This is a genomic window from Streptomyces sp. CNQ329, from assembly GCF_000482585.1.
On sequence record NZ_AXVU01000025.1, the window covers coordinates 1 to 19,104 of the forward strand.

At 73.5% G+C, this 19,104-nt stretch carries 17 protein-coding genes and 1 rRNA gene; 6 read left to right on the forward strand and 12 right to left on the reverse strand.

Going from position 1 to position 19,104, the window contains the following annotated elements:
• Window positions 1-132, reverse strand: a 16S ribosomal RNA gene (locus I003_RS0118045); the annotation flags it as partial.
• A 650-nt stretch (window positions 133-782) separates the two neighbouring features.
• Between I003_RS0118045 and trpS the strand changes: the two genes are divergently transcribed.
• Window positions 783-1,844 carry a tryptophan--tRNA ligase gene (gene trpS, locus I003_RS0118050; RefSeq protein ID WP_027772784.1) on the forward strand — a complete coding sequence of 354 codons (1,062 nt, stop codon included), beginning with the start codon at window positions 783-785 and terminating at the stop codon, window positions 1,842-1,844.
• Here trpS and I003_RS0118055 read toward each other — a convergent pair.
• On the reverse strand, window positions 1,822-2,640 hold the full coding sequence (locus tag I003_RS0118055) for a DUF4097 family beta strand repeat-containing protein (RefSeq protein WP_027772785.1): 819 nt from the start codon (window positions 2,638-2,640) through the stop codon (window positions 1,822-1,824). The two genes, trpS and I003_RS0118055, sit on opposite strands and share 23 nt — an antisense overlap.
• Before the next feature lie 86 nt (window positions 2,641-2,726).
• Window positions 2,727-4,502, reverse strand: a complete 1,776-nt coding sequence (locus I003_RS0118060) for a histidine kinase (protein WP_027772786.1) — start codon at window positions 4,500-4,502, stop codon at window positions 2,727-2,729.
• A 109-nt stretch (window positions 4,503-4,611) separates the two neighbouring features.
• On the opposite strand from I003_RS0118060, the gene I003_RS0118065 reads away from it, so the two are divergent.
• Complete coding sequence (locus I003_RS0118065; protein ID WP_027772787.1) at window positions 4,612-5,340, forward strand: VTT domain-containing protein; 729 nt, start codon at window positions 4,612-4,614, stop codon at window positions 5,338-5,340.
• Here the strand turns inward: I003_RS0118065 and I003_RS0118070 are convergent.
• The 6 genes from I003_RS0118070 to I003_RS0118095 all read right to left on the reverse strand — a co-directional run bounded on the left by I003_RS0118070 (window position 5,283) and on the right by I003_RS0118095 (window position 11,318).
• A complete protein-coding gene (locus I003_RS0118070) occupies window positions 5,283-6,008 on the reverse strand; it encodes a response regulator transcription factor (RefSeq protein ID WP_027772788.1) in 726 nt (241 codons plus the stop codon). The genes I003_RS0118065 and I003_RS0118070 overlap by 58 nt on opposite strands.
• Before the next feature lie 11 nt (window positions 6,009-6,019).
• Window positions 6,020-6,847, reverse strand: a complete 828-nt coding sequence (gene proC, locus I003_RS0118075) for a pyrroline-5-carboxylate reductase (RefSeq protein WP_027772789.1) — start codon at window positions 6,845-6,847, stop codon at window positions 6,020-6,022.
• 158 nt (window positions 6,848-7,005) lie between these two features.
• The gene (locus I003_RS0118080; protein WP_027772790.1) at window positions 7,006-9,138 is read right to left on the reverse strand and encodes an MMPL family transporter; all 2,133 of its coding nucleotides are present in this window, start codon (window positions 9,136-9,138) and stop codon (window positions 7,006-7,008) included.
• Between the two features lie 158 nt (window positions 9,139-9,296).
• Window positions 9,297-9,590: a hypothetical protein gene (locus I003_RS0118085; protein ID WP_027772791.1), complete on the reverse strand. Its 294-nt coding sequence runs from the start codon at window positions 9,588-9,590 to the stop codon at window positions 9,297-9,299.
• Window positions 9,587-9,991 carry a winged helix-turn-helix domain-containing protein gene (locus I003_RS0118090; protein ID WP_027772792.1) on the reverse strand — a complete coding sequence of 135 codons (405 nt, stop codon included), beginning with the start codon at window positions 9,989-9,991 and terminating at the stop codon, window positions 9,587-9,589. The genes I003_RS0118085 and I003_RS0118090 overlap by 4 nt, the downstream gene beginning before the upstream one ends.
• A 112-nt stretch (window positions 9,992-10,103) precedes the next feature.
• Window positions 10,104-11,318, reverse strand: a complete 1,215-nt coding sequence (locus I003_RS0118095; protein WP_027772793.1) for an MFS transporter — start codon at window positions 11,316-11,318, stop codon at window positions 10,104-10,106.
• A gap of 115 nt (window positions 11,319-11,433) precedes the next feature.
• On the opposite strand from I003_RS0118095, the gene I003_RS0118100 reads away from it, so the two are divergent.
• On the forward strand, window positions 11,434-12,033 hold the full coding sequence (locus I003_RS0118100) for a TetR/AcrR family transcriptional regulator (RefSeq protein ID WP_027772794.1): 600 nt from the start codon (window positions 11,434-11,436) through the stop codon (window positions 12,031-12,033).
• 34 nt (window positions 12,034-12,067) lie between these two features.
• On the opposite strand, the gene I003_RS0118105 is transcribed toward I003_RS0118100, so the two are convergent.
• Both I003_RS0118105 and ilvD read right to left on the reverse strand, forming a co-directional pair.
• Window positions 12,068-12,571 carry a hypothetical protein gene (locus I003_RS0118105; protein WP_027772795.1) on the reverse strand — a complete coding sequence of 168 codons (504 nt, stop codon included), beginning with the start codon at window positions 12,569-12,571 and terminating at the stop codon, window positions 12,068-12,070.
• 67 nt (window positions 12,572-12,638) lie between these two features.
• Window positions 12,639-14,492, reverse strand: coding sequence for a dihydroxy-acid dehydratase (gene ilvD, locus I003_RS0118110; protein ID WP_027772796.1), 1,854 nt, complete (start codon window positions 14,490-14,492; stop codon window positions 12,639-12,641).
• Window positions 14,493-14,651: 159 nt separating this feature from the next.
• Between ilvD and radA the strand changes: the two genes are divergently transcribed.
• Together radA and disA are read left to right on the forward strand one after the other, a co-directional pair.
• Window positions 14,652-16,106, forward strand: a complete 1,455-nt coding sequence (radA, locus tag I003_RS0118115) for a DNA repair protein RadA (protein ID WP_027772797.1) — start codon at window positions 14,652-14,654, stop codon at window positions 16,104-16,106.
• A 109-nt stretch (window positions 16,107-16,215) separates the two neighbouring features.
• Entirely contained in the window at window positions 16,216-17,337 is a 1,122-nt protein-coding gene (gene disA / locus I003_RS0118120; RefSeq protein WP_078564141.1) for a DNA integrity scanning diadenylate cyclase DisA, read from the forward strand.
• Between the two features lie 136 nt (window positions 17,338-17,473).
• Here disA and I003_RS0118125 read toward each other — a convergent pair whose 3' ends face one another.
• A complete protein-coding gene (locus tag I003_RS0118125) occupies window positions 17,474-18,334 on the reverse strand; it encodes a hypothetical protein (protein ID WP_027772799.1) in 861 nt (286 codons plus the stop codon).
• Window positions 18,335-18,461: 127 nt separating this feature from the next.
• Here I003_RS0118125 and I003_RS0118130 point away from each other — a divergent pair, with 127 nt between their 5' ends.
• Window positions 18,462-19,040, forward strand: coding sequence for a phosphatase PAP2 family protein (locus I003_RS0118130; RefSeq protein ID WP_027772800.1), 579 nt, complete (start codon window positions 18,462-18,464; stop codon window positions 19,038-19,040).
• Window positions 19,041-19,104: the final 64 nt, after the last annotated feature.

Sequence of the window (19,104 nt, forward strand, 5' to 3'; positions counted from 1 at the left end):
CAGGGCAGATTGCCCACGTGTTACTCACCCGTTCGCCACTAATCCCCGGCCGAAACCGGATCATCGTTCGACTTGCATGTGTTAAGCACGCCGCCAGCGTTCGTCCTGAGCCAGGATCAAACTCTCCGTAAATGCATACCTGAAGAGGCTCCGAAAAACCGAGCCCCCGTAGCAGCATCACAGAAACGAGTCTGCCTCGCTTACTGCTGTGTCACTACATCAAACACTTGGCATCGACTACTTGGCACACTGTTGAGTTCTCAAAGAACGGACACTTCCATCAAAACCCTCACCGGGCTTCTCCGGGCGTTTCCCTTCGGTGTTCCATAACCGTAGCGGATTGTCCCGCCGCCGCAAAATCCGGCACCCGGCGAAAAAACCCGGGCACGCCGAACCAACCCCGGCGAAAGGGAGTCGATCACACTGCGAGTAGATGGCACGAGCCGTCCCTCAGGGACGGCCACCGTCGCACTCCAGAACCAGACAGGCCCCGGGGCAACCCGAAGAACTTTACGGATCCATGACGTTCTTGTCAAGCACCGCCTCGCGGGTCCCGGCCAACGTCAGCCGCGTCCCGCTCTTCCAGCCTACCTCGGCGCTAGGGTGGATGCGTGCCGGCACGTACACGAACCCAGCAGTGGTGGGCCGCCTGAGGGCGGCCGACCTCGGGTGCGTGTGTGCGCACAACTTCAACGGCCGCCGGTCCGGCGGCCGTTTCGCGTGGCTCTCCCCCTCGCCGGCCGTCGATGCGGCGGTCCTGACAGCGGAGGAGAGGGACGACGATGACGGCGTACGGATCGCGGGGCGCGCGGCGGCGGATCTTCAGCGGGGTGAAGCCCACCGGGCATCTGACGCTCGGGAACTACCTGGGCGCCGTGCGGCGCTGGGCCGAGGAGGATCAGCACCAGGCCGACGCGCTCTTCTGCGTCGTCGACCTGCATGCCATGACCGTCGCGTACGAGCCCGCGCGGCTGCGGCGGCTCAGTCGGCAGGCCGCGCAGTTGCTGCTGGCCGCGGGGCTCGATCCCGCTGTGTGCACCGTGTACGTGCAAAGTCACGTCGACGAGCACACGCGGCTGTCGTACCTGCTGGAGTGCACCGCCGCGGACGGCGAGATGCGGCGGATGATCCAGTACAAGGAGAAGGCGGCGCGCGAGCGGGCCAAGGGCGGGGGCGTGCGGCTGTCGCTGCTGACGTATCCGGTGCTCATGGCCGCCGACATCCTCGCCTTCGGCGCGGACGAGGTGCCCGTCGGCGACGACCAGGCGCAGCACGTGGAGCTGGCGCGGGATCTGGCGCAGCGGTTCAACCAGCGCTATGGGCGGGTCTTCACCGTGCCGCGGGTGGCCCGTCCGTCCGTCGCCGCGCGGGTGAGGAACCTGCAGGACCCGGCGGCGAAGATGGGCAAGTCCGACGACGGGGCCGGGGCGCGGGCCGGCATCGTGCATCTCCTCGACGAGCCCGACACGGTGCGGCGGAAGGTGATGCGGGCCGTGACGGACAGCGGGAGCGCGGTGACGTACGACCGGGAGGCGCAGCCGGGGGTGGCGAACCTGCTGGAGATCCTGGCCGGGTGCAGCGGGCGCAAGCCGGCGGAGCTGGCGGGTGCGTACACGTCGTACGGGCAGCTCAAGCGCGATACCGCCGAGGCCGTGGTGGAGGTGCTGCGGCCGGTGCGGGAGCGGCACGCGGAGCTCAGTGCCGACCCGGCGTACGTCGAGGACGTGCTGCGGCGCGGGGCGGAGCGGGCCCGGGGGATGGCCCGGCCCCGGGTGGATGCCGCCTACGACGCGGCGGGTCTGCTGCCCGCCTTCGGTGCGGTCAGTCCGCCGGGCGGATCGTGACGCTGCCGTCCGAGGTGGTGGCCTTGATGCGGTGCGGGCTGGCGGGGTCGCGCGGGACGGTGACGTCGGTGCTGCCGTCGCGGACGTCGGTGCTCACCCGGTACGGCGCCTTCGGCACCTCCAGCGTCAGGCTGCCGTCGCGGGATGCGGCGGTGACCTTGTCCGGGGTGTCGGTGAAGCCCAGGTGGAGGCTGCCGTCGCCGAGGGAGGCGGTGACGCGGGCCGCGGTGAGGCCGGTGGCGCGGACGGAGCCGTCGCGGGCGTCGATGCCGACGGGGCCGGATGCGCCGTCGATGCGGACGGAGCCGTCATGGGCGTCGATGTTCAGAGGGCCGCCGGCGTCCGCCACCTCCACCGCGCCGTCGCCGCTGGAGATGTCGAGGCGGGTGTCGAAGCCCTTCGCCTCGATGCGGCCGCCGGTGCCGTCGATCGTGACGGCGAGGTGGCGCGGGACCTCGACGCGGTAGCGGGAGTCGCAGCTCACGATGACGCCGCTGCACTTCGTGCGGAAGCGGAGGGTGTCGCCGTCGGCCGACCACTCGGTGCCGACGTCGCCGTTCCACTTCTCCGCCTTGAACCAGCGGGTGACGTCGATCTCGCCGCCCTCGCGGTCGACGGGCACCAGCTCCACGGCGGTGTCGTCGGCGTCGATGGTGAGGGTGGTGGCGTCCGCGCCGATCCGGAAGGTGCGGTTCTCGGCTTCGCCGTCGCCGACCGCCTGGGTGCAGGCGGTCGCGACGGCCGCGAGGGCCAGTGCGAGCGCGGGGGCGGCGAGGGTCGCGGGCTTCGGCTTCATGCCGTACGACGCTAGGGGCGCGGACGTCCGCGCCCCATCCTGCGGGCCACCGGGCACGGGTGGGGCTAACCCCCGGATGGCCGGTGCTACGGGTCGGCGTCGACCTTGTCCTTGTGGGAGAGGCGGCCGTCGGTGAAGCAGAGCCGGTAGGACGGGTCGAGGGTGAAGGGTGTGGTGCGGTAGATGAGGCAGTCGTCGGTGCCGGGCGGGTCGGCGGGGGCGGCGGCGGGCCGGGTGTTGACGTCCGCCTCGTAGGCGGGGAGGCGGCGCTCGACGGCGTCACGGGGCTGGCCGATGCGCAGCGTGTCGTAGGTGTCGGCGTCGAGGACGGCGCGGTAGGCGGTGTAGAGGTCGGCGCCGAGGAGAACCACGCCGAGGACGACGGTGCCGACGACCGGGATCCAGATCGCGTCGACGATGCCGCGGCGTACGCGGCGGCGCGCGGCGGCCAGTTCGCGCCGGGCGGCGTACTCCCGCGGCGGGGCGGGGGCGGCGCCGGGGGTGAGGGGGACGCGGGCGGTGACGGCGAAACCGCCGTCCACAGGCTGTGCACGGAGCGTGCCGCCGGCGAGACGGACGCGCTCGTCGAGGCCGACGAGGCCGTAGCCGCCCGAGGTCTGCGGCGCCGTGGCGGTTTTCGCGGACTCCGGTGGTGGGCCGTTGACGACGGTCACCTCGGCGTGGTCGGTGTCGCGGCGGAGGCGGACGGTCACCGCGGCGCCGGGGGCGTGCTTGGCGGCGTTGGTCAGGGCCTCCTGGACGACGCGGTGGATCGCCCGGTCGGCCACCGCGGGCAGCGGGGCGGCCGGTCCTTCCCCGTCCCGGGGCGGCTCGCCCGCCGGGGGCCGGCCCTCGCCGCGAACCAGCTCGATCCGCATCCCCGACGCCGCCGCCCGGCTGACCAGCTCCTCCACCCTGTCGTCCGCCGGGTGCACCGGCGCGCCCTCGTCGTCCTCGCGCAGCACGCCGATGACCTCACGCAGCCGCTCGGTGGCCGTCGCCGCGGCCTCGCGCAGGTCGGCGGCCTCCTTGCGGGCGGCGGCATCGAGGCCCGGGGAGACCTGGAGGGCCGCGGCGCGCACGGCGATGAGGGTCAGCTCGTGGCCGAGGGAGTCGTGCATGTCGCCGGCGATACGGGAGCGCTCGCGCAGCCGGGTGCGGTCGGCGGTCAGCTCCTGTTCGCGCTCCAGCCGCTCGGCCAGCTCCCAGCCGGTGCTGACGAGCGCGGCGTGCTGGCGCGCGTACCGGCCGAGCAGCCACGGGAGCACCATCGCGAAGAGCACGGTGAGCACGAGCGTCGCCCAGCCGGCGAAGGTCGCGTCGGGGACGGTGCGGGCGAGCACGAGGCCGGCCGCGGCGATCGCGCCGAAGAGCAGGAGCGCCGTGCGCGGGCGGTCCGTGCGGCGGCCGAGGAGGAAGGAGAGGGCGACCTGGGCGAGGACGAACTGGTTGGTGAACAGCTCGGGCGTCGCGGCCAGTGCCGGCCCGGCCGGGATCGCGGCGGCGAGGAGGGGGCGGGGACGGCTGACGGCGACGGCCAGGGCGAGGAGGGGGACGGCGGCGACACGTACCCAGCGCAGGTCGGCGCCGGCGGCCTGTTCGGCGCCGGGGAGGCCGCCGGCGGCGACGACGGGGAGGGCGAGGACCAGCCAGAGGAGCAGGTCGGCGGCGCGTTCGCTGCGCAGGACGCGGCGGAGGGCCCGGGGCGGGAAGGGACGGCGGCGGCGCCCGGGGCGGTCGCCGTCGGGCCCGCCGCTGGCGCAACCGCCGTCTGCTGGGTGGGAGACTGCGGGGCGGTCGGGGTGGAGGCGGTCGGGCGGCGTACGACGCAGGGTGGCGGACAGCCGGTCGGTGCCGGTCATGCGGCCACGGTACGGCGGGCGAGGGCCGCCGGGCACCTGACGAAAGTCATGGGGAGCTCCTGACTTCCGTGCGCGGTGGCGCGCGGGCCGCGTTCCTAGCGTGCACCCCATGAATGACGCGATCATCCACACCGTCGAGAGCGTGGTCAGCACCCCGTGGGTGTACCTGGCGCTCTTCGGCATCGCCGCGGTGGACGGCTTCTTTCCGGTGGTGCCGAGCGAGACGCTGGTGATCACGCTGGGGGTGTTCGCGGCAGCCGGCGGGCAGCCGGATGCGCTGCTGGTGGCGGTGGTGGCGGCCCTCGGGGCGCTGACCGGGGACCACGTCTCGTATCTCCTCGGCCGGCGCGCCGGGCCGCGGATCTTCGACCGCCTTCGGCCGGGGAGCCGGGCGCAGCGGGCGTACGAGCGGGTGGGCCGGATGCTGGCGGAGCGCGGCGGGCTGGTGCTCGTCGTGGCGCGCTACATCCCGGGCGGCCGGACGGCGGCCACGCTCACCACGGGGGCGACGGGCTTTCCGCGCCGGACGTTCACCCGGTACGCGGTCCTCGCCGCGGTGACCTGGGCGGCGTACGGGACGACGCTCGGCTACGCCGGCGGCGCGGCCTTCGAGGACGAGCCGCTGCGGGGGGTGGCGCTGGGGCTGGGTCTCGCCTTCGGCATCACGCTGCTGCACGAGGGAGTACGGGCCCTCCGGCTGCGGCGGGACGGGCGCCGTGGCACGGGCGGGAGCGCGGACGGCGGCGCGGGCGGGAGCGGCCGGGGCGTGGCGGACCGGGGTTACGGCGAACCCTGCGCCGAGGGGTCCGCGTCCTCGGCGACCAGTCCCGCTTCGTAGGCGAGGATGGCCGCCTGGACCCGGTTCTTCAGCTCCAGGCGAGCCAGGATCTGGCTGACGTACGCCTTCACCGTGCCCTCCACCAGGTGCAGGCGCCCGGCTATCTCCGCGTTCGACAGCCCGGCCCCGACGAGCGCCAGCACCTCGCGCTCCCGCGGGGTGAGGGCCGCGGCGCGCTCGCGCGCCTCCTTCTCCCGGGTCAGCCGACCGCCGCTGACCCGCTGGATGACGCGGCGGGCGACGTGGGGCGAGAGGTACGAGGCGCCGCCGGCGGCGGCGCGGACGGCGGCCATCAGCTCGTACGGATCACCGGACTTGAGCAGGAAACCGGCGGCGCCGCTGTCGAGGGCGCCGGCGATGTACTCGTCCTCGGAGAACGTCGTGAGCATCACCACCGCCGTCCCCGGCGCGGCCCGGCGCAGCTCGGCGGCGGCGCCCAGCCCGTCGAGCACCGGCATCCGGATGTCGAGCAGGGCGACGTCGGGGCGGTGCCGCCGGGTCAGCTCGACGGCCTCGCGGCCGTCGCCGGCCTCGGCGACGACCTCGATGCCGTCCGCGGCGGCGAGGATGGCCCGCACCCCGCCGCGCACCATGGCCTCGTCGTCCGCGAGCAGGACCCGGATCGGCTCGCCTCCCGGGGGCGGCGGGTCGTGGGGCTGTGGTGACATCGCCGGTATCCCTATGCCCGCCTGCCGCCGGGCGCCGGGCCCGTGCCCAGCTCCCTGCTGCGGTCGCGGGCGGCTTCGATCGCCGCGATCAGGGCCGCCCGTACGCCGTGGTTCTCCAGCTCACGGATCGCGTTGATCGTCGTCCCCGCCGGGGAGGTGACCGCCTCGCGGAGCTTGACCGGGTGCTCGCCGCTGTCGCGCAGCATGACCGCCGCGCCGATGGCGGCCTGCACGATGAGGTCGTGGGCCTTCTCGCGCGGCAGGCCCAGGAGGATCCCGGCGTCGGTCATGGCCTCGACGAGGAAGTAGAAATACGCCGGGCCGGAGCCGGACAGCGCCGTGGCCGCGTCCTGCTGCGCCTCGGGGACGCGCAGCGTCTTGCCGACGGGCTTGAAGATCTCCTCGGTCCTCGCCAGGTGCTCCTCCACGGCGTGCTTCCCCGCGGAGATGACGCACATCCCCTCGTCCACGAGCACCGGCGTGTTCGGCATGACGCGCACCACCGGTGCGCCCTGCGGCAACCGCTCCTCGAAGAAGCCCGTGGGGATACCGGCCGCGGCGGAGACGACCAGCCGGTCCGCCGGCACGTGCGGCGCGAGGTCGTCCAGCAGCGTGCCCATGTCCTGCGGCTTGACGGTGAGGATGAGGGTGTCGGCGCGCTTGGCCGCGTCGCCGTTCGAGACGGGCTCGACACCGTAGCGATGGCGCAGCTCTTCGGCGCGCTCCGGGCGGCGGGCGGTCACGAGCAGGTCGCCGGGCGACCAGCCGGCGCGGATCATGCCGGAGAGCAGCGCCTCGCCGATCTTTCCGGCGCCGAGTACGGCGACTTTCTGGGTCATGCCGTCCATCCTCGCACCGCCGCCCGACACCCCGCGGAGTTATCCACAGCCTGGACGGCTGCCGCCCGGTCCCGCAGGTCACGGCGTACGGCGCGGTGCCGCGGCGGGCAGGGGCGCCCGGTGGTCCGGGTCCCCTGCCCGCCGTACGGGCCCTGCCCTCAGGCCCGTACGCGCTCCGCCTCCGGCAGATCCGCCCCCGCCGCATCGGGCACCGCCGCCCGCCGGGTCTCCTGGCGGAACAGCGCGCCGGGCCACCACGTCCACCGGCCCAGGTCGAGCGCCAGCGCCGGCACCATGACCGTGCGGATCAGGAACGTGTCCAGCAGCACGCCCACTCCGACCAGCACGCCCATCTGCGCCATCGTCACCAGCGGCAGCCCCGCGAAGACCGAGAACGTCGCGGCGAGCACGATGCCCGCGGACGTGATGACGCCGCCGGTCGACGTGAGACCGGTGAGGACGCCCTTCGCGTGACCGTGGAGCGCGACCTCCTCCCTGACCCGGGTCATGAGGAAGATGTTGTAGTCGATGCCGAGCGCGGTCAGGAACACGAAGCCCATCAGCGGAATGGACCAGTCGACCGCGGCGAAGTCGAAGACGTGGTCGAAGAGCAGGTACGAAGCGCCCAGTGCGGCCACGTTCGACAGCACGGCGGTGAGGAGCAGCACCAGGGGCGCCACCAGCGCGCGCAGGAGACCGATCAGCACCAGGAAGACCACCAGCAGCACGATGGGCACCACCACCCGCAGGTCGCGGTCCGCCGCGCGCTGGGTGTCCAGCGCCTCCGCCGTCGTGCCGCCGACCAGCGCGTCCGCGCCGTCGACGGCGCCGACCGCGGTGCGCAGGTCGTCGATCGTGTCCTTGGCCGCGTCGGAATCGGGTTCGTCGTCGAGGGTGACGCGCAGGGTGGCCAGGTCGCCGGCCGTGACGCCGTCCGCCACCCCCGCGACCCCGTCGACCTTGTCGGCCGCGGCCCGTACGCCGTCCTTCGCGGCGGCGTTCGTGACGATGTCGGCCGGGTCGGAGGCGCCGGAGGGGTAGTGCGCGGAGATGCGCTCCTGGGCGACGACCGACTCGGGCTTGTCCTGGAAGAGTTCCGACTGCTTGAGACCGAAGTCCATGCCGACGACGCCGAAGACGAGCACCGCGGTCACGCCGAGCGACATCAGCCACGACCCGCGCGGCCTGCGCGCGACCACGGCGCCGATCCGGGACCACACCGTGCGGTGCCCGTGCACGGGGGTGCCGTGGCGCGGGACGAACGGCCAGAAGACCCAGCGGCCCACGATCACCAGCAGCGCCGGCAGCACCGTGACCAGCGCGAGGAACGCGCACACCGCGCCGACCGCACCGACCAGGCCGAGGGAGCGGGAGGAGCTGATGTCGGCGAAAGCCAGGCAGGACAGCCCGGCCGCGATGGTGGCGGCGGAGGCGAGGATCGCGGGGAAGCAGCGGCGCAGCGCCAGTTGCATGGCCTCGTGGCGGTCCTCGTGGCGGTGCAGTTCCTCGCGGTAGCGGGCGATGAGCAGCAGGGCGTAGTCCGTACCGACGCCGAAGACGAGGACCATCAGGATCCCGGCCGACTGCGGGTCGACGGGCAGGGAGGCGTGCTTGGCGAGGAGGTACGTGCCGGCCTGGGTGAGGACGGCGGCGAAGCCGACGGCCAGCACGGGGAAGAGCCACAGAAGGGGGCTGCGGTACGTCAGCAGCAGGAGGACGGTGACGACGGCCAGGGTCGCGAGCATCAGCGTCACATCGAGGGAGTCGAAGACCGCGGTGGAGTCCGCGAGGGATGCCGCCGGGCCGCCCACCTTCACGTCGACGCCCGCCGGGGCGCCGTCGGCGGCCACCTCGCGTACGGCGTCGATGGTGTCGCCGAGGTCCTCCTCGTCGGTGATCGGCACGATGGTCATCAGCGCGTCGCCGTCGTCGGACGGAACGGGCGGCGTCACGCGCTCGCCCTTGGCGACGTACGGCGCGAACGCCTCCACGTCCGCCGCCGCCTTCTGCCGGCCGGCCTCCGTCATCGCGCCGTCCGGCACGCTGTAGACGGCGACGGCGGGCATGATCTCGTCGTCCGGGTCGCCGCGGAACTTCTCCAGCTCCGTGTTCAGCTCGGCGGACTCCGCGCTGCGCGGCAGAAAGGCGTTGGGGCCGGTTTCCTCGACGTCGCCGAGCTTGCCGGCCAGCGGGCCGAGGGCGACGAGGAGGAGTATCCAGGCGGCCAGTACGAGCCATTTCGTCCGGCGTCCTCCGGGGGCAGCCACGAGCTGCTTGATCCGAGCGGACATGGGATGGTCTCCTTCAAGGGAAGTGGATCGGCGCACGACCGGTCCGCACCGCGGCCGCTGTGGTTTGCCGACCAGGCCGTGGCGCGGGGGTGTGCCGGGGATTGCTTCGTTTCCGTACGGGCCGGAAGTTGCCGCTTCCGGCCCGTACGCGCGTGGTGCTACTCGATCTCGCGCATCATCTTCTCCATCGCGGTGATGGAGCGGCGCGCCTCGGTCAGCTCGTCGATGCTGCGCCGGTGCAGTTCGAGGTTGTCCTCCAGCAACTGCTGGTACTTGAGGGCGAGTTGCCGGTACTGCTCCTCGCGGGCGGCGAGCATCTTGGCCCGCCAGGTGGCGGCGATCTGCCAGACCACCACGATCAGCAGCGCGAAGAACCCGCCGGCCCCCACCGCGCCGACCACGGCACCGACCGTGTCGGCGCTGTCGGCGAGGTGCACCGTCTGCTCGTTCATGTGGCTTCCTCTTTCACCGTCTCGGGCTTCCCGGTGCCGGTCTGGTCCTTCCCGGGGGGCTCGCCTGGCGGCTCGCCGTCACCGTCGCCGATGGTGCGGGCGACCTCCTCGATCAGGTCGGGAGTCAGCTCGTACCGGAACGAGACCACCTCGTAGAACTTCATCGCCTTGCCGTCCCCGGACAGCTCCAGCGAGCCGGTGATGAGGCCCGCGGCCTCCAGCCGCTGCAGGTGCATGTGCAGCAGCGGGCGGCTCATGCCGATCTCGCGGGCCAGCCGGCTGACGTAGTTCCGGCCCTCGTGGAGCGCGGCGACGATCCGCAGGCGGTGCGGATTGCCGAGTGCGGCGAGGACCTTGAGCAGTTCGTCTCCGGACGGGGCCGGAGCGGGCGTCCGTGCCATCTGCGGCCCCTTCGTGCGTCGGTGTGTAAGTCAAAGCTGACAGGTGTCGGGAGGACCTGTCAAAGAGTACTGACACATGTCCGGGACGTCTGGGGGGGACCCCGGGCGCACCTCAGGGTTTCCCCTGAGAGTCCCGGCGGGAGGCCAGGCCGAACAGGGCGAGCGCCACGCCCTGCGCCGCCGCCGCGCCGGCCGGGAGCGCACCGCTGCCGAAGGCGTCGAGGAGGACGCCGCCCGACGCGCCGCCGGCGGCGACGCCGAGGTAGACGGCGCTGCTGTTGAGCGCGAGGGCCTGGGCGCCGGCCGGGCCGGCGAGGCGCAGCAGCCGGGCACTGGCGGCCGGCGGGATCCACCAGGCCGCCGCCGACCAGAGCAGCATCAGCGGCACGACCAGCACCAGCGGCGCGGGGCGCAGCGGCCAGCACGCGACGAGCCCGAGCATCACCAGCGCGAACGCGCCGCAACCCCTCAGCAGCGCGCGCTCGGCGCCCCACCGGTCGGCGGCGGGACCGCCGAGCTGACTGCCGGCGATGCCGGCGAGGCCGGCCAGCACGAAGATCACGCCGAGCCCCGTGGGACCGATGCCGGCGAGGTCGCGGAGGTAGACGGCGAGATAGGTGAGCACCATCAGGTTGCCGAGGACGGCGACGGCGGTGGCGGCGAGGCCGAGGAGCAGCGGGGGGCGGGCCAGCGGGGTCAGCCGGTCGGTCAGCCGGAGGGCCTCGCCGCGGGGCGGCTCGGGCAGCGTCGCGTACAGGGCGGCGAGGGAGGCGACGCCGAGGAGGCCGCCGAGGACGAACGCGCCCTGCCAGCCGGCGACCGCGCCCACCCAGGTGCCCAGCGGCACGCCGAGCAGCAGCGAGGTGGTCAGTCCCGCGAAGACCGTGCCCATGTAGCGGCCCTGCCGCTCCGGCGGGGCGAGGGCCGCGGCGGCGCCGAGCGCACCGGGTACCACGACGGCGGCGGCGAGCGCGGCGAGCACGCGCAGCGCCATGAGGACGGGGAAGGAGGCGACGAGCGGCATCGCGAAGTTCGCGGCGGCGAACATCGTGAGGGCGGCGGTGAACAGGGGGCGGCGGGGCCAGGTCGCGGTGACCACGGAGGCGACGGGGGCGGCGAGCGCGAGCACCAGGGAGAAGACGGTGACGAGTTGTCCGACCGTGGCCTCGGACACGTCCAGATCGTCGGCGATGCCCGGGAGCACCCCCGCGACCAGGTAGTCGTCGGTGGAGAATGTGAAGGTCGTCAGCGTGAGCGCGATCAGCCAGCCCGGCAGGGAGCGGCGGAGGGGTGAGGCGGTTTTCTGCAGGGTGGGATTCTCGTCCATGCCGTTAAGGTAACAGTCGTTACCTTAACGGCGTCCACCGGTTTCCGCGCCGCCCGCGTACGTGCGTCTCCGGCGCACGTACGCGGGCGGCCCGGTGACACCTACCAGGAGTGCCATGCCCAGACCCGCCGACCCGGCCCGCAAGACCGCCCTGCTCGACTCGGTCGTCGACTACCTCGTGGACCACGGCCTCGCCACCCTGTCGATGCGGCCCCTGGCCAAGGAGCTGGGACAGAGCACGCGGGTGCTCACCCACCACTTCGCCGACAAGGCCGACCTGCTGGCCGCCGCGCTGGCGCGGCTGGACGAGCGGCAGCGGGAGTGGCTGGCCGGGCTGCCCGGCGCGGACGGCGAGATGAGCATGGGCGAGGTCGTACGGGCCACATGGGAGTACCACCTGACGCCGGAGCATCTGCCGCTCACCCGGCTCATCCACGAGATCGAGGGGCTTGCCGCCGGCGACCGGCTGGGCGGCGCGACATCGCGGCTGCTGGCGGACCGGGTGGACTTCGTCGCGGGCTGGTTCCGCGACCGGGGCGTGCCGGCGGAGGCGGCGACGGGCTACGCGACGCTGCTCAACGCGGCCTTCGCGGGGCTGCAGATCGACATGCTCAACACCGGCGACCGGGAGCGCACCACGGCGGCGGCGCACCGGCTGGCGGACCTCGCCGACGGCTGGGTGGCCGCCCACGCCGGGGCGCCGGAGGGGGCGTAGGGGACGGAGCGCGGGCCGGGCGCACGGGCGCCCGTCAGCGGCGCTTCTTACGCTTGCGCTTGGCCGGGTTACCGGTACGGGACGAGCGCCGCCGCGCGTGCCGCTCCAGGCGGTGCTCGTAGTCCTGGCGGAGCATCCCCTCGCCCGGTGCCTCGACGAAGCTCCGCACCGTGTACGCCAGCAGCACGCCGACGAAGCCGATGACCCGGATCGGCCGGAAGGAGCTGTCGGCCGGTCCGGCTTCGTGCGGGCTGCTGAAGCCGTTGAGGGTGCGGGTGAAGGCCAGCGAGCTGCACACCGCGAAGGCGACGATCATCAGCAGTTGGATGAGGCCGCCGCCGTTGGCAAGCTGCAGCCCGTTGTAGGACAGCGCCAGCACGAACGCGCCGCCGGCGGCCAGCGCGAGGGACAGTACGGCGAGGCCGGCACGGCGGACCCAGTAGCCGCCGGAGCGGTCGACCCAGGTCGTGCCGAAGAACCGCAGGGGCTCGGGCAGCGGCGCGCCGTCGGGGCTCTCGGGCTGCTGATTGTCGCTCACGGACCCGATTATCGCGGAGCCGTGCGCGGCCCGTCCCGCCCCCCTGCGGGACCGGCTCGCGGCGCGCTCAGCCCTCCAGTTTGGTGACGTCCCGCACGGCGCCCTTGTCGGCGCTGGTCGCCATCGCCGCGTACGCCCGCAGGGCCGTGGACACCTTGCGCTCGCGGCTCTTCGGCACGTACCGCCCGCCGAGGGCCGCGCGGCGCCCGGCGAGCGTCTGCTCGTCGACCAGCAGCTCGATGACGCGGTTCGGGATGTCGATGCGGATCCGGTCGCCGTCCTCGACCAGCGCGATCGTCCCGCCCGCCGCCGCCTCCGGGGAGGCGTGGCCGATGGACAGCCCGGAGGTGCCGCCGGAGAAGCGGCCGTCGGTCACCAGCGCGCACACCTTGCCCAGGCCGCGGCCCTTCAGGAAGGACGTGGGATACAGCATCTCCTGCATCCCCGGGCCGCCCTTGGGACCCTCGTAACGGATGACGACGACGTCGCCCTCCTTGATCTGCTTGCCGAGGATCTTGTCGCACGCCTCCTCCTGCGACTCGCAGACGACGGCCGGCCCCTCGAAGGTGAGGATGGAGGCGTCGACACCCGCGGTCTTCACCACGGCGCCGTCCACCGCGATGTTGCCCTTGAGCACCGCCAGGCCGCCGTCCTTCGCGTACGCGTGCTCCAGCGAGCGGATGCAGCCGCCCTCGGCGTCGGTGTCCAGGGTCTCCCAGCGCTCGGACTGCGAGAACGCCGCCGCCGACCGCACGCAGCCGGGCGCCGCGTGCCACAGCTCGACGGCCTCGGGCGACGGGGAGCCACCGCGGACGTCCCACCGCTTCAGCCAGTCCGCGAGCGAGTCGGAGTGCACCGCGTGCACGTCCTCGTTCAGCAGGCCGGCGCGGTACAGCTCGCCGAGGATGGCGGGGATGCCGCCCGCGCGGTGCACGTCCTCCATGTAGTACGTCCCGCCGGGGGCGACGTTGGGCGCGACCTTGGCCAGGCACGGCACCCGGCGCGAGACGGCGTCGATGTCCGCCAGGCCGTAGTCGAGGCCGGCCTCCTGGGCGGCGGCCAGCAGGTGCAGGATCGTGTTCGTCGAGCCGCCCATGGCGATGTCGAGCGCCATCGCGTTCTCGAACGCGCTCCGGCTCGCCACGCTGCGCGGCAGGACCGTCTCGTCGTCCTGCTCGTAGTACCGCGTGGTCAGCTCGACGACCGTGCGGCCCGCGGCCTCGTAGAGCGCCCGCCGGGCGGTGTGGGTGGCCAGCACCGAGCCGTTGCCCGGCAGGGACAGGCCCATGGCCTCCGTCAGGCAGTTCATCGAGTTGGCGGTGAACATGCCGGAACAGGAGCCGCAGGTGGGACAGGCGTTCTCCTCGATGCGCAGCACGTCGGCGTCGGAGACGCCGTCGTTCGCCGCGTCCACCATGGCGTCGATCAGGTCCAGCTTGCGGACCCTGCCGTCCACGAGGGTGGCGCGGCCGGCCTCCATGGGGCCGCCGGAGACGAAGACCGTGGGGATGTTCAGCCGGAGGGCCGCCATCAGCATCCCGGGGGTGATCTTGTCGCAGTTGGAGATGCAGACCAGGGCGTCGGCGCAGTGCGCCTCCACCATGTACTCCACGGAGTCGGCGATCAGGTCGCGCGAGGGCAGGCTGTAGAGCATGCCGCCGTGGCCCATGGCGATGCCGTCGTCCACGGCGATCGTGTCGAACTCGCGCGGCACCGCGCCGGCGGCCTTGACCGCCTCGGAGACGATGCGGCCGACGGGCGCCAGGTGCGTGTGGCCCGGGACGAACTCGGTGAAGCTGTTGGCGACCGCGACGACCGGCTTGCCGATGTCCTCGTTCGCTACGCCCGAGGCGCGCATGAGGGCGCGGGCGCCCGCCATATTGCGGCCGTGGGTGACGGTGCGGGACCTCAGCGCGGGCATGTTTCCCTCCCGGGGAGCGGCACATCTGAGCTTCCGAGCCTACGCCCCCTGCCCACGGTCCGGACCGTTTGTCCACAGTCCGGACGGCGGGGTACGCCTCCGTTCCCCCGCCTGTGGACGACTCCCCGCGGTGTCAGCGGCCCCCACTACGTTAGGCGCATGGCATCCCGTAAGAGCGGCGGCAGGGACCGCCCCGCGTACCGCTGCGCCGAGTGCGGCTGGTCCACCGTGAAGTGGCTCGGCCGCTGCCCCGAGTGCCAGGCGTGGGGCACGATCGAGGAGGTCGGCGCGCCCGCGGTCAGGACCACGGCGGCCGGGCGGGTCACGACGTCCGCGCTGCCCATCGCGCAGGTCGACGCCCGCCGCGTCGAAGCGCGCGGGACGGGGGTGCCGGAGCTGGACCGGGTGCTCGGCGGCGGGCTCGTGCCCGGCGCCGTGGTGCTGATGGCCGGCGAGCCGGGCGTGGGGAAGTCGACGCTGCTGCTCGACGTCGCCGCGAAGGCCGCGGTCGGCGGGGAGCGCACGCTGTACGTGACGGGAGAGGAGTCCGCCGGCCAGGTCCGGCTGCGGGCCGACCGCATCGGGGCCCTGAGCGACGGGCTGTATCTCGCCGCCGAGACCGACCTCGCCGCCGTCCTCGCCCATCTCGACGAGGTCAAGCCCGCCCTGCTCGTGCTGGACTCCGTGCAGACCGTCGCCTCCGGCGAGATCGACGGCGCCCCCGGCGGCATGGCCCAGGTCCGGGAGGTCGCCGGTGCGCTGATCCGGGCGTCCAAGGAGCGTGGGATGGCCACGATCCTGGTGGGGCACGTGACGAAGGACGGCGCCATCGCGGGCCCGCGCCTGCTGGAGCACCTGGTGGACGTCGTGCTGCACATCGAGGGCGACCGGCACGCCAGGCTGCGGCTGGTCCGCGGCATGAAGAACAGGTACGGCGCGACCGACGAGGTCGGCTGCTTCGAGCTGCACGACGAGGGCATCATCGGCCTCGCCGACCCCAGCGGCCTGTTCCTGACCCGGCGGGACGAGCCCGTGCCGGGCACCTGTCTGACGGTGACCCTGGAGGGCCGCCGGCCGCTGGTCGCGGAGGTGCAGGCGCTGACGGTCGACTCCCAGATCCCCTCCCCCCGGCGCACCACGTCCGGCCTGGAGACATCCCGGGTCTCGATGATGCTGGCCGTGCTGGAGCAGCGCGGCGACATCCGCGCGCTGTCCAAGCGGGACATCTACAGCGCCACCGTCGGCGGTGTGAAGCTCTCCGAGCCGGCCGCCGACCTGGCGGTCGCGCTCGCGCTGGCCAGCGCCGCGAGCGACACCCCGCTGCCGAAGAATCTGGTGGCGATCGGGGAGGTCGGCCTCGCCGGCGAGGTGCGGCGGGTGACGGGGGTGGCCCGGCGGCTGGCGGAGGCGGCCCGGCTCGGGTTCACGCATGCGCTCGTACCGGCGGATCCGGGCAAGATCCCCGCGGGCATGAAGGTACGGGAAGTCGCGGACATAGCAGACGCGTTGCGGGCGCTGCCGGCCGGCCGGCGGCGGGCGGGCGGCGGGCCGCGGGGGCAGAGCGGGGAGAGGGAGCCGAGGGAGTCCCGGCAGCCCGAGGAGGCTCGCCGGTAGACTTTGCCCCGGTCTCTTCCGTGCGGGGGAGCGCAGGGGGCTTGTGCGTGCGCCGCCGGCGTACGCGTAGAGCGCCGAAACGACGACCGGAGGATTCCGGAGGGTTCCAGTGGCAGCAGACCGGGTGGGCACCCCGGGCAGAGCCGGCGGCAGTTCCGGTTCCGACGCCGCGGTGAGGGCCGCGCTGAGCGCGGTCGCGCCCGGCACGGGGCTGCGCGACGGCCTGGAGCGGGTCCTGCGCGGCAACACCGGCGGGCTGATCGTGCTGGGCACGGACAAGATCATCGAGTCCATCTGCACCGGCGGCTTCGTGCTGGACGTCGAGTTCACCGCGACCCGGCTGCGGGAGCTGTGCAAGCTCGACGGCGCCGTCGTCCTCGACCGGGACATCACGCGGATCGAGCGCGCGGGCGTGCAGTTGCTCCCCGACGCCTCGATCCCCACCGAGGAGACCGGCACCCGCCACCGCACGGCGCAGCGGGTGTCGATCCAGAGCGGCTTCCCCGTCGTCTCCGTCAGTCAGTCGATGCGGCTCATCGCGCTGTACGTCGACGGCCAGCGGCGCGTGCTGGAGGACTCCGCCGCGATCCTCTCCCGGGCGAACCAGGCACTGGCCACCCTGGAGCGGTACAAGCTCCGGCTGGACGAGGTGGCCGGCACGCTCTCCGCGCTGGAGATCGAGGACCTGGTGACCGTGCGGGACGTCTCCGCCGTCGCCCAGCGGCTGGAGATGGTGCGCCGGATCGCCACCGAGATCGCGGAGTACGTGGTCGAGCTGGGCACCGACGGCCGGCTGCTGTCCCTCCAGCTCGACGAGCTGATCGCGGGCGTGGAGCCGGAGCGCCAGCTCGTCGTCCGGGACTACGTCCCGGAGCGCACCGGCCGCCGCCCGTACACCGTGGAGCGCGCGCTCACCGAGCTGGACCGGCTCTCCCACGGCGAGCTGCTCGAACTGCCCATCGTGGCCCGCTCGCTGGGCTACACGGGCGTGCCCGAGACCCTGGACGCCGCGGTCTCACCGCGCGGCTACCGGCTGCTGGCCAAGGTGCCGCGCATCCCCAGCGCCGTCATCGACCGGCTGGTGGAGCACTTCGGCGGCCTGCAGAAGCTGCTCGCGGCCAGCGTCGACGACCTGCAGACGGTCGACGGCGTGGGCGAGGCGCGTGCGCGGTCCGTGCGCGAAGGGCTCTCCCGGCTGGCGGAGTCGTCGATCCTGGAACGCTACGTCTGACGGCGGCCCGCGCGGCGGAAGGGGACGTCAACGCCCCGCACGCGAGTGCCTCATGGCGGCGTACGGCCGTCAACACCCCGCGCCCGGGCGGCACCTGGGAACATACGGTCGACAACGCCCGGATACGCGGGTGGCGTTACGCCTTCTCCAGCACGAACGGCGCCGTCGCCGTCGCGAAGCCGTCCGCGCGGACCTCCGCCTCGTAGCTCCCCGCACCCGCCGTGCCCGCCTCGGGCGTCGCGCAGCGCGGCTCGCTCGCCCGCTTGTCCCACTCGTACGTCCGCGAGACCTCGCCGCCCGCCGGGACGGCGAGCACGATCGGGCCGGTCGTCCACGGGCAGTCGTCCGACGCCCACCACCGGCTCTCGCCACCCGTCGCGGTCTTGATCGTGAGCACCGCGGAGGTCGGCGAGAAGTCCATCTTGCAGTCGCCGGCACCGGAGTTGACGGCGGTCAGCTCGAACACCGGCCGCTCCCCCGGCGCGTAGGAACGCTTCTCGCTGCGCAGCGTCAGCTCCACGTCGCCGGCGTCGCACGCGGCCATGGACGAGCCGGCCGGCACGCCGTCGGAACCGACGCCGAAACCGCCGCCCGCGGAGCCGGAACCGCCCGCGGAACCTGCGCCGCCGGCGGAGCCGTCGTCCTCGCCGTCACCGGAGCCGCCGTCACCGGAGTCGTCCGGGCCGCCCGAGCCCTCGGAGTCGCCCGAGCCGCCGCCGTCCTCGTCCTCGGATCCGCCGGAGCCGGCTGAGCCGCCGCCGTCCTCCTCGCGTCCCCCGGGCGGGTTGTCGATCACCGACGAGTCGTCCGTCGGCCCCGGAGTAATCGACTCCGCCGGCTTCCTGCTCTCGTCGGCGGCGTTCTCGCTACCGCCCCCGAGGTTGATGACCAGAACGGCGAAGATCGCGAGCACGGCGAGCAGGCCGAGCAGGACCGCCCGGCGCCGCCAGTAGATGGCGGACGGCAGCGGACCGACAGGACGGCGGAAAGATCCCACGCGGAAACCTTACGAGACTTGAGGCGCAGGGCGGTCCCGTACCCGCCGCGCGGTCTGACTTTCGTCAGGGGAGCGTACTGACTTTCGCCGGAAGTGGTGACCCGAACACGCTTCGTACCGTCCCGGCATGAACGACGAGTTGTACCGGGACGTCACCTCGCTGGCCCGTCGCACGCCGGACTGGCTGCACGCGCTCGCCGAGTACGGCACGGACGCGGGACTGGTGCTGCTGGCCGCGCTCTTCGCCGCCGCGTGGTGGGCGGCCCCGCGTCGCGCGCCGGTGGTGGCGGGGGCGGCGGGCACGGTGGCGGCGTACGGGCTGAGCGAGTTGGTCAAGACGTGGGTGGAACGGGAGCGGCCGTGCCGGGCGGTGCGCGGGGCGGCGGAGCCGCTGGCGGACTGCCCGCCGCCGGGCGACTGGTCGTTCCCCAGCAACCACGCGACGATCGCCGGTGCCGCGGCCGTCGCGCTGGCGCTGGCGTGGCCGCGGATCAGCGCGTGGGTGCTGCCGTTCGGCGTGCTGCTGGCGGCGTCGCGGGTCTTCGTCGGCGTGCACTACCCGCTCGACGTGGCGGCGGGCCTGGCGCTGGGCGCGGCGGTCGCGGCGCCCAGCGCGGCCTTCGCACGCCTACGGATCGGGGGCGCCGGGAGACGCCGCCGACGGGCTTCGGGCACTCCGACGGGAGCGACGTCCCCCATCGAGTGACATCGTCATCCGTTGGGGTGAGAAGCGCCGAACCACCCCGATCCGTACGCGACTATGCGCCTAC

Bases quoted from the DNA above. Each gene is read 5' to 3' on its own strand.
- trpS (WP_027772784.1), top strand. From the start codon at position 783: ATGACGGCGTACGGATCGCGGGGCGCGCGGCGGCGGATCTTCAGCGGG.
- I003_RS0118065 (WP_027772787.1), top strand. From the start codon at position 4,612: ATGAATGACGCGATCATCCACACCGTCGAGAGCGTGGTCAGCACCCCG.
- I003_RS0118085 (WP_027772791.1), bottom strand. From the start codon at position 9,590: ATGAACGAGCAGACGGTGCACCTCGCCGACAGCGCCGACACGGTCGGT.
- I003_RS0118055 (WP_027772785.1), bottom strand. From the start codon at position 2,640: ATGAAGCCGAAGCCCGCGACCCTCGCCGCCCCCGCGCTCGCACTGGCC.
- I003_RS0118100 (WP_027772794.1), top strand. From the start codon at position 11,434: ATGCCCAGACCCGCCGACCCGGCCCGCAAGACCGCCCTGCTCGACTCG.
- radA (WP_027772797.1), top strand. From the start codon at position 14,652: ATGGCATCCCGTAAGAGCGGCGGCAGGGACCGCCCCGCGTACCGCTGC.
- I003_RS0118080 (WP_027772790.1), bottom strand. From the start codon at position 9,138: ATGTCCGCTCGGATCAAGCAGCTCGTGGCTGCCCCCGGAGGACGCCGG.
- I003_RS0118090 (WP_027772792.1), bottom strand. From the start codon at position 9,991: ATGGCACGGACGCCCGCTCCGGCCCCGTCCGGAGACGAACTGCTCAAG.
- ilvD (WP_027772796.1), bottom strand. From the start codon at position 14,492: ATGCCCGCGCTGAGGTCCCGCACCGTCACCCACGGCCGCAATATGGCG.
- proC (WP_027772789.1), bottom strand. From the start codon at position 6,847: ATGACCCAGAAAGTCGCCGTACTCGGCGCCGGAAAGATCGGCGAGGCG.
- I003_RS0118060 (WP_027772786.1), bottom strand. From the start codon at position 4,502: ATGACCGGCACCGACCGGCTGTCCGCCACCCTGCGTCGTACGCCGCCC.
- I003_RS0118070 (WP_027772788.1), bottom strand. From the start codon at position 6,008: ATGTCACCACAGCCCCACGACCCGCCGCCCCCGGGAGGCGAGCCGATC.
- I003_RS0118130 (WP_027772800.1), top strand. From the start codon at position 18,462: ATGAACGACGAGTTGTACCGGGACGTCACCTCGCTGGCCCGTCGCACG.
- I003_RS0118095 (WP_027772793.1), bottom strand. From the start codon at position 11,318: ATGGACGAGAATCCCACCCTGCAGAAAACCGCCTCACCCCTCCGCCGC.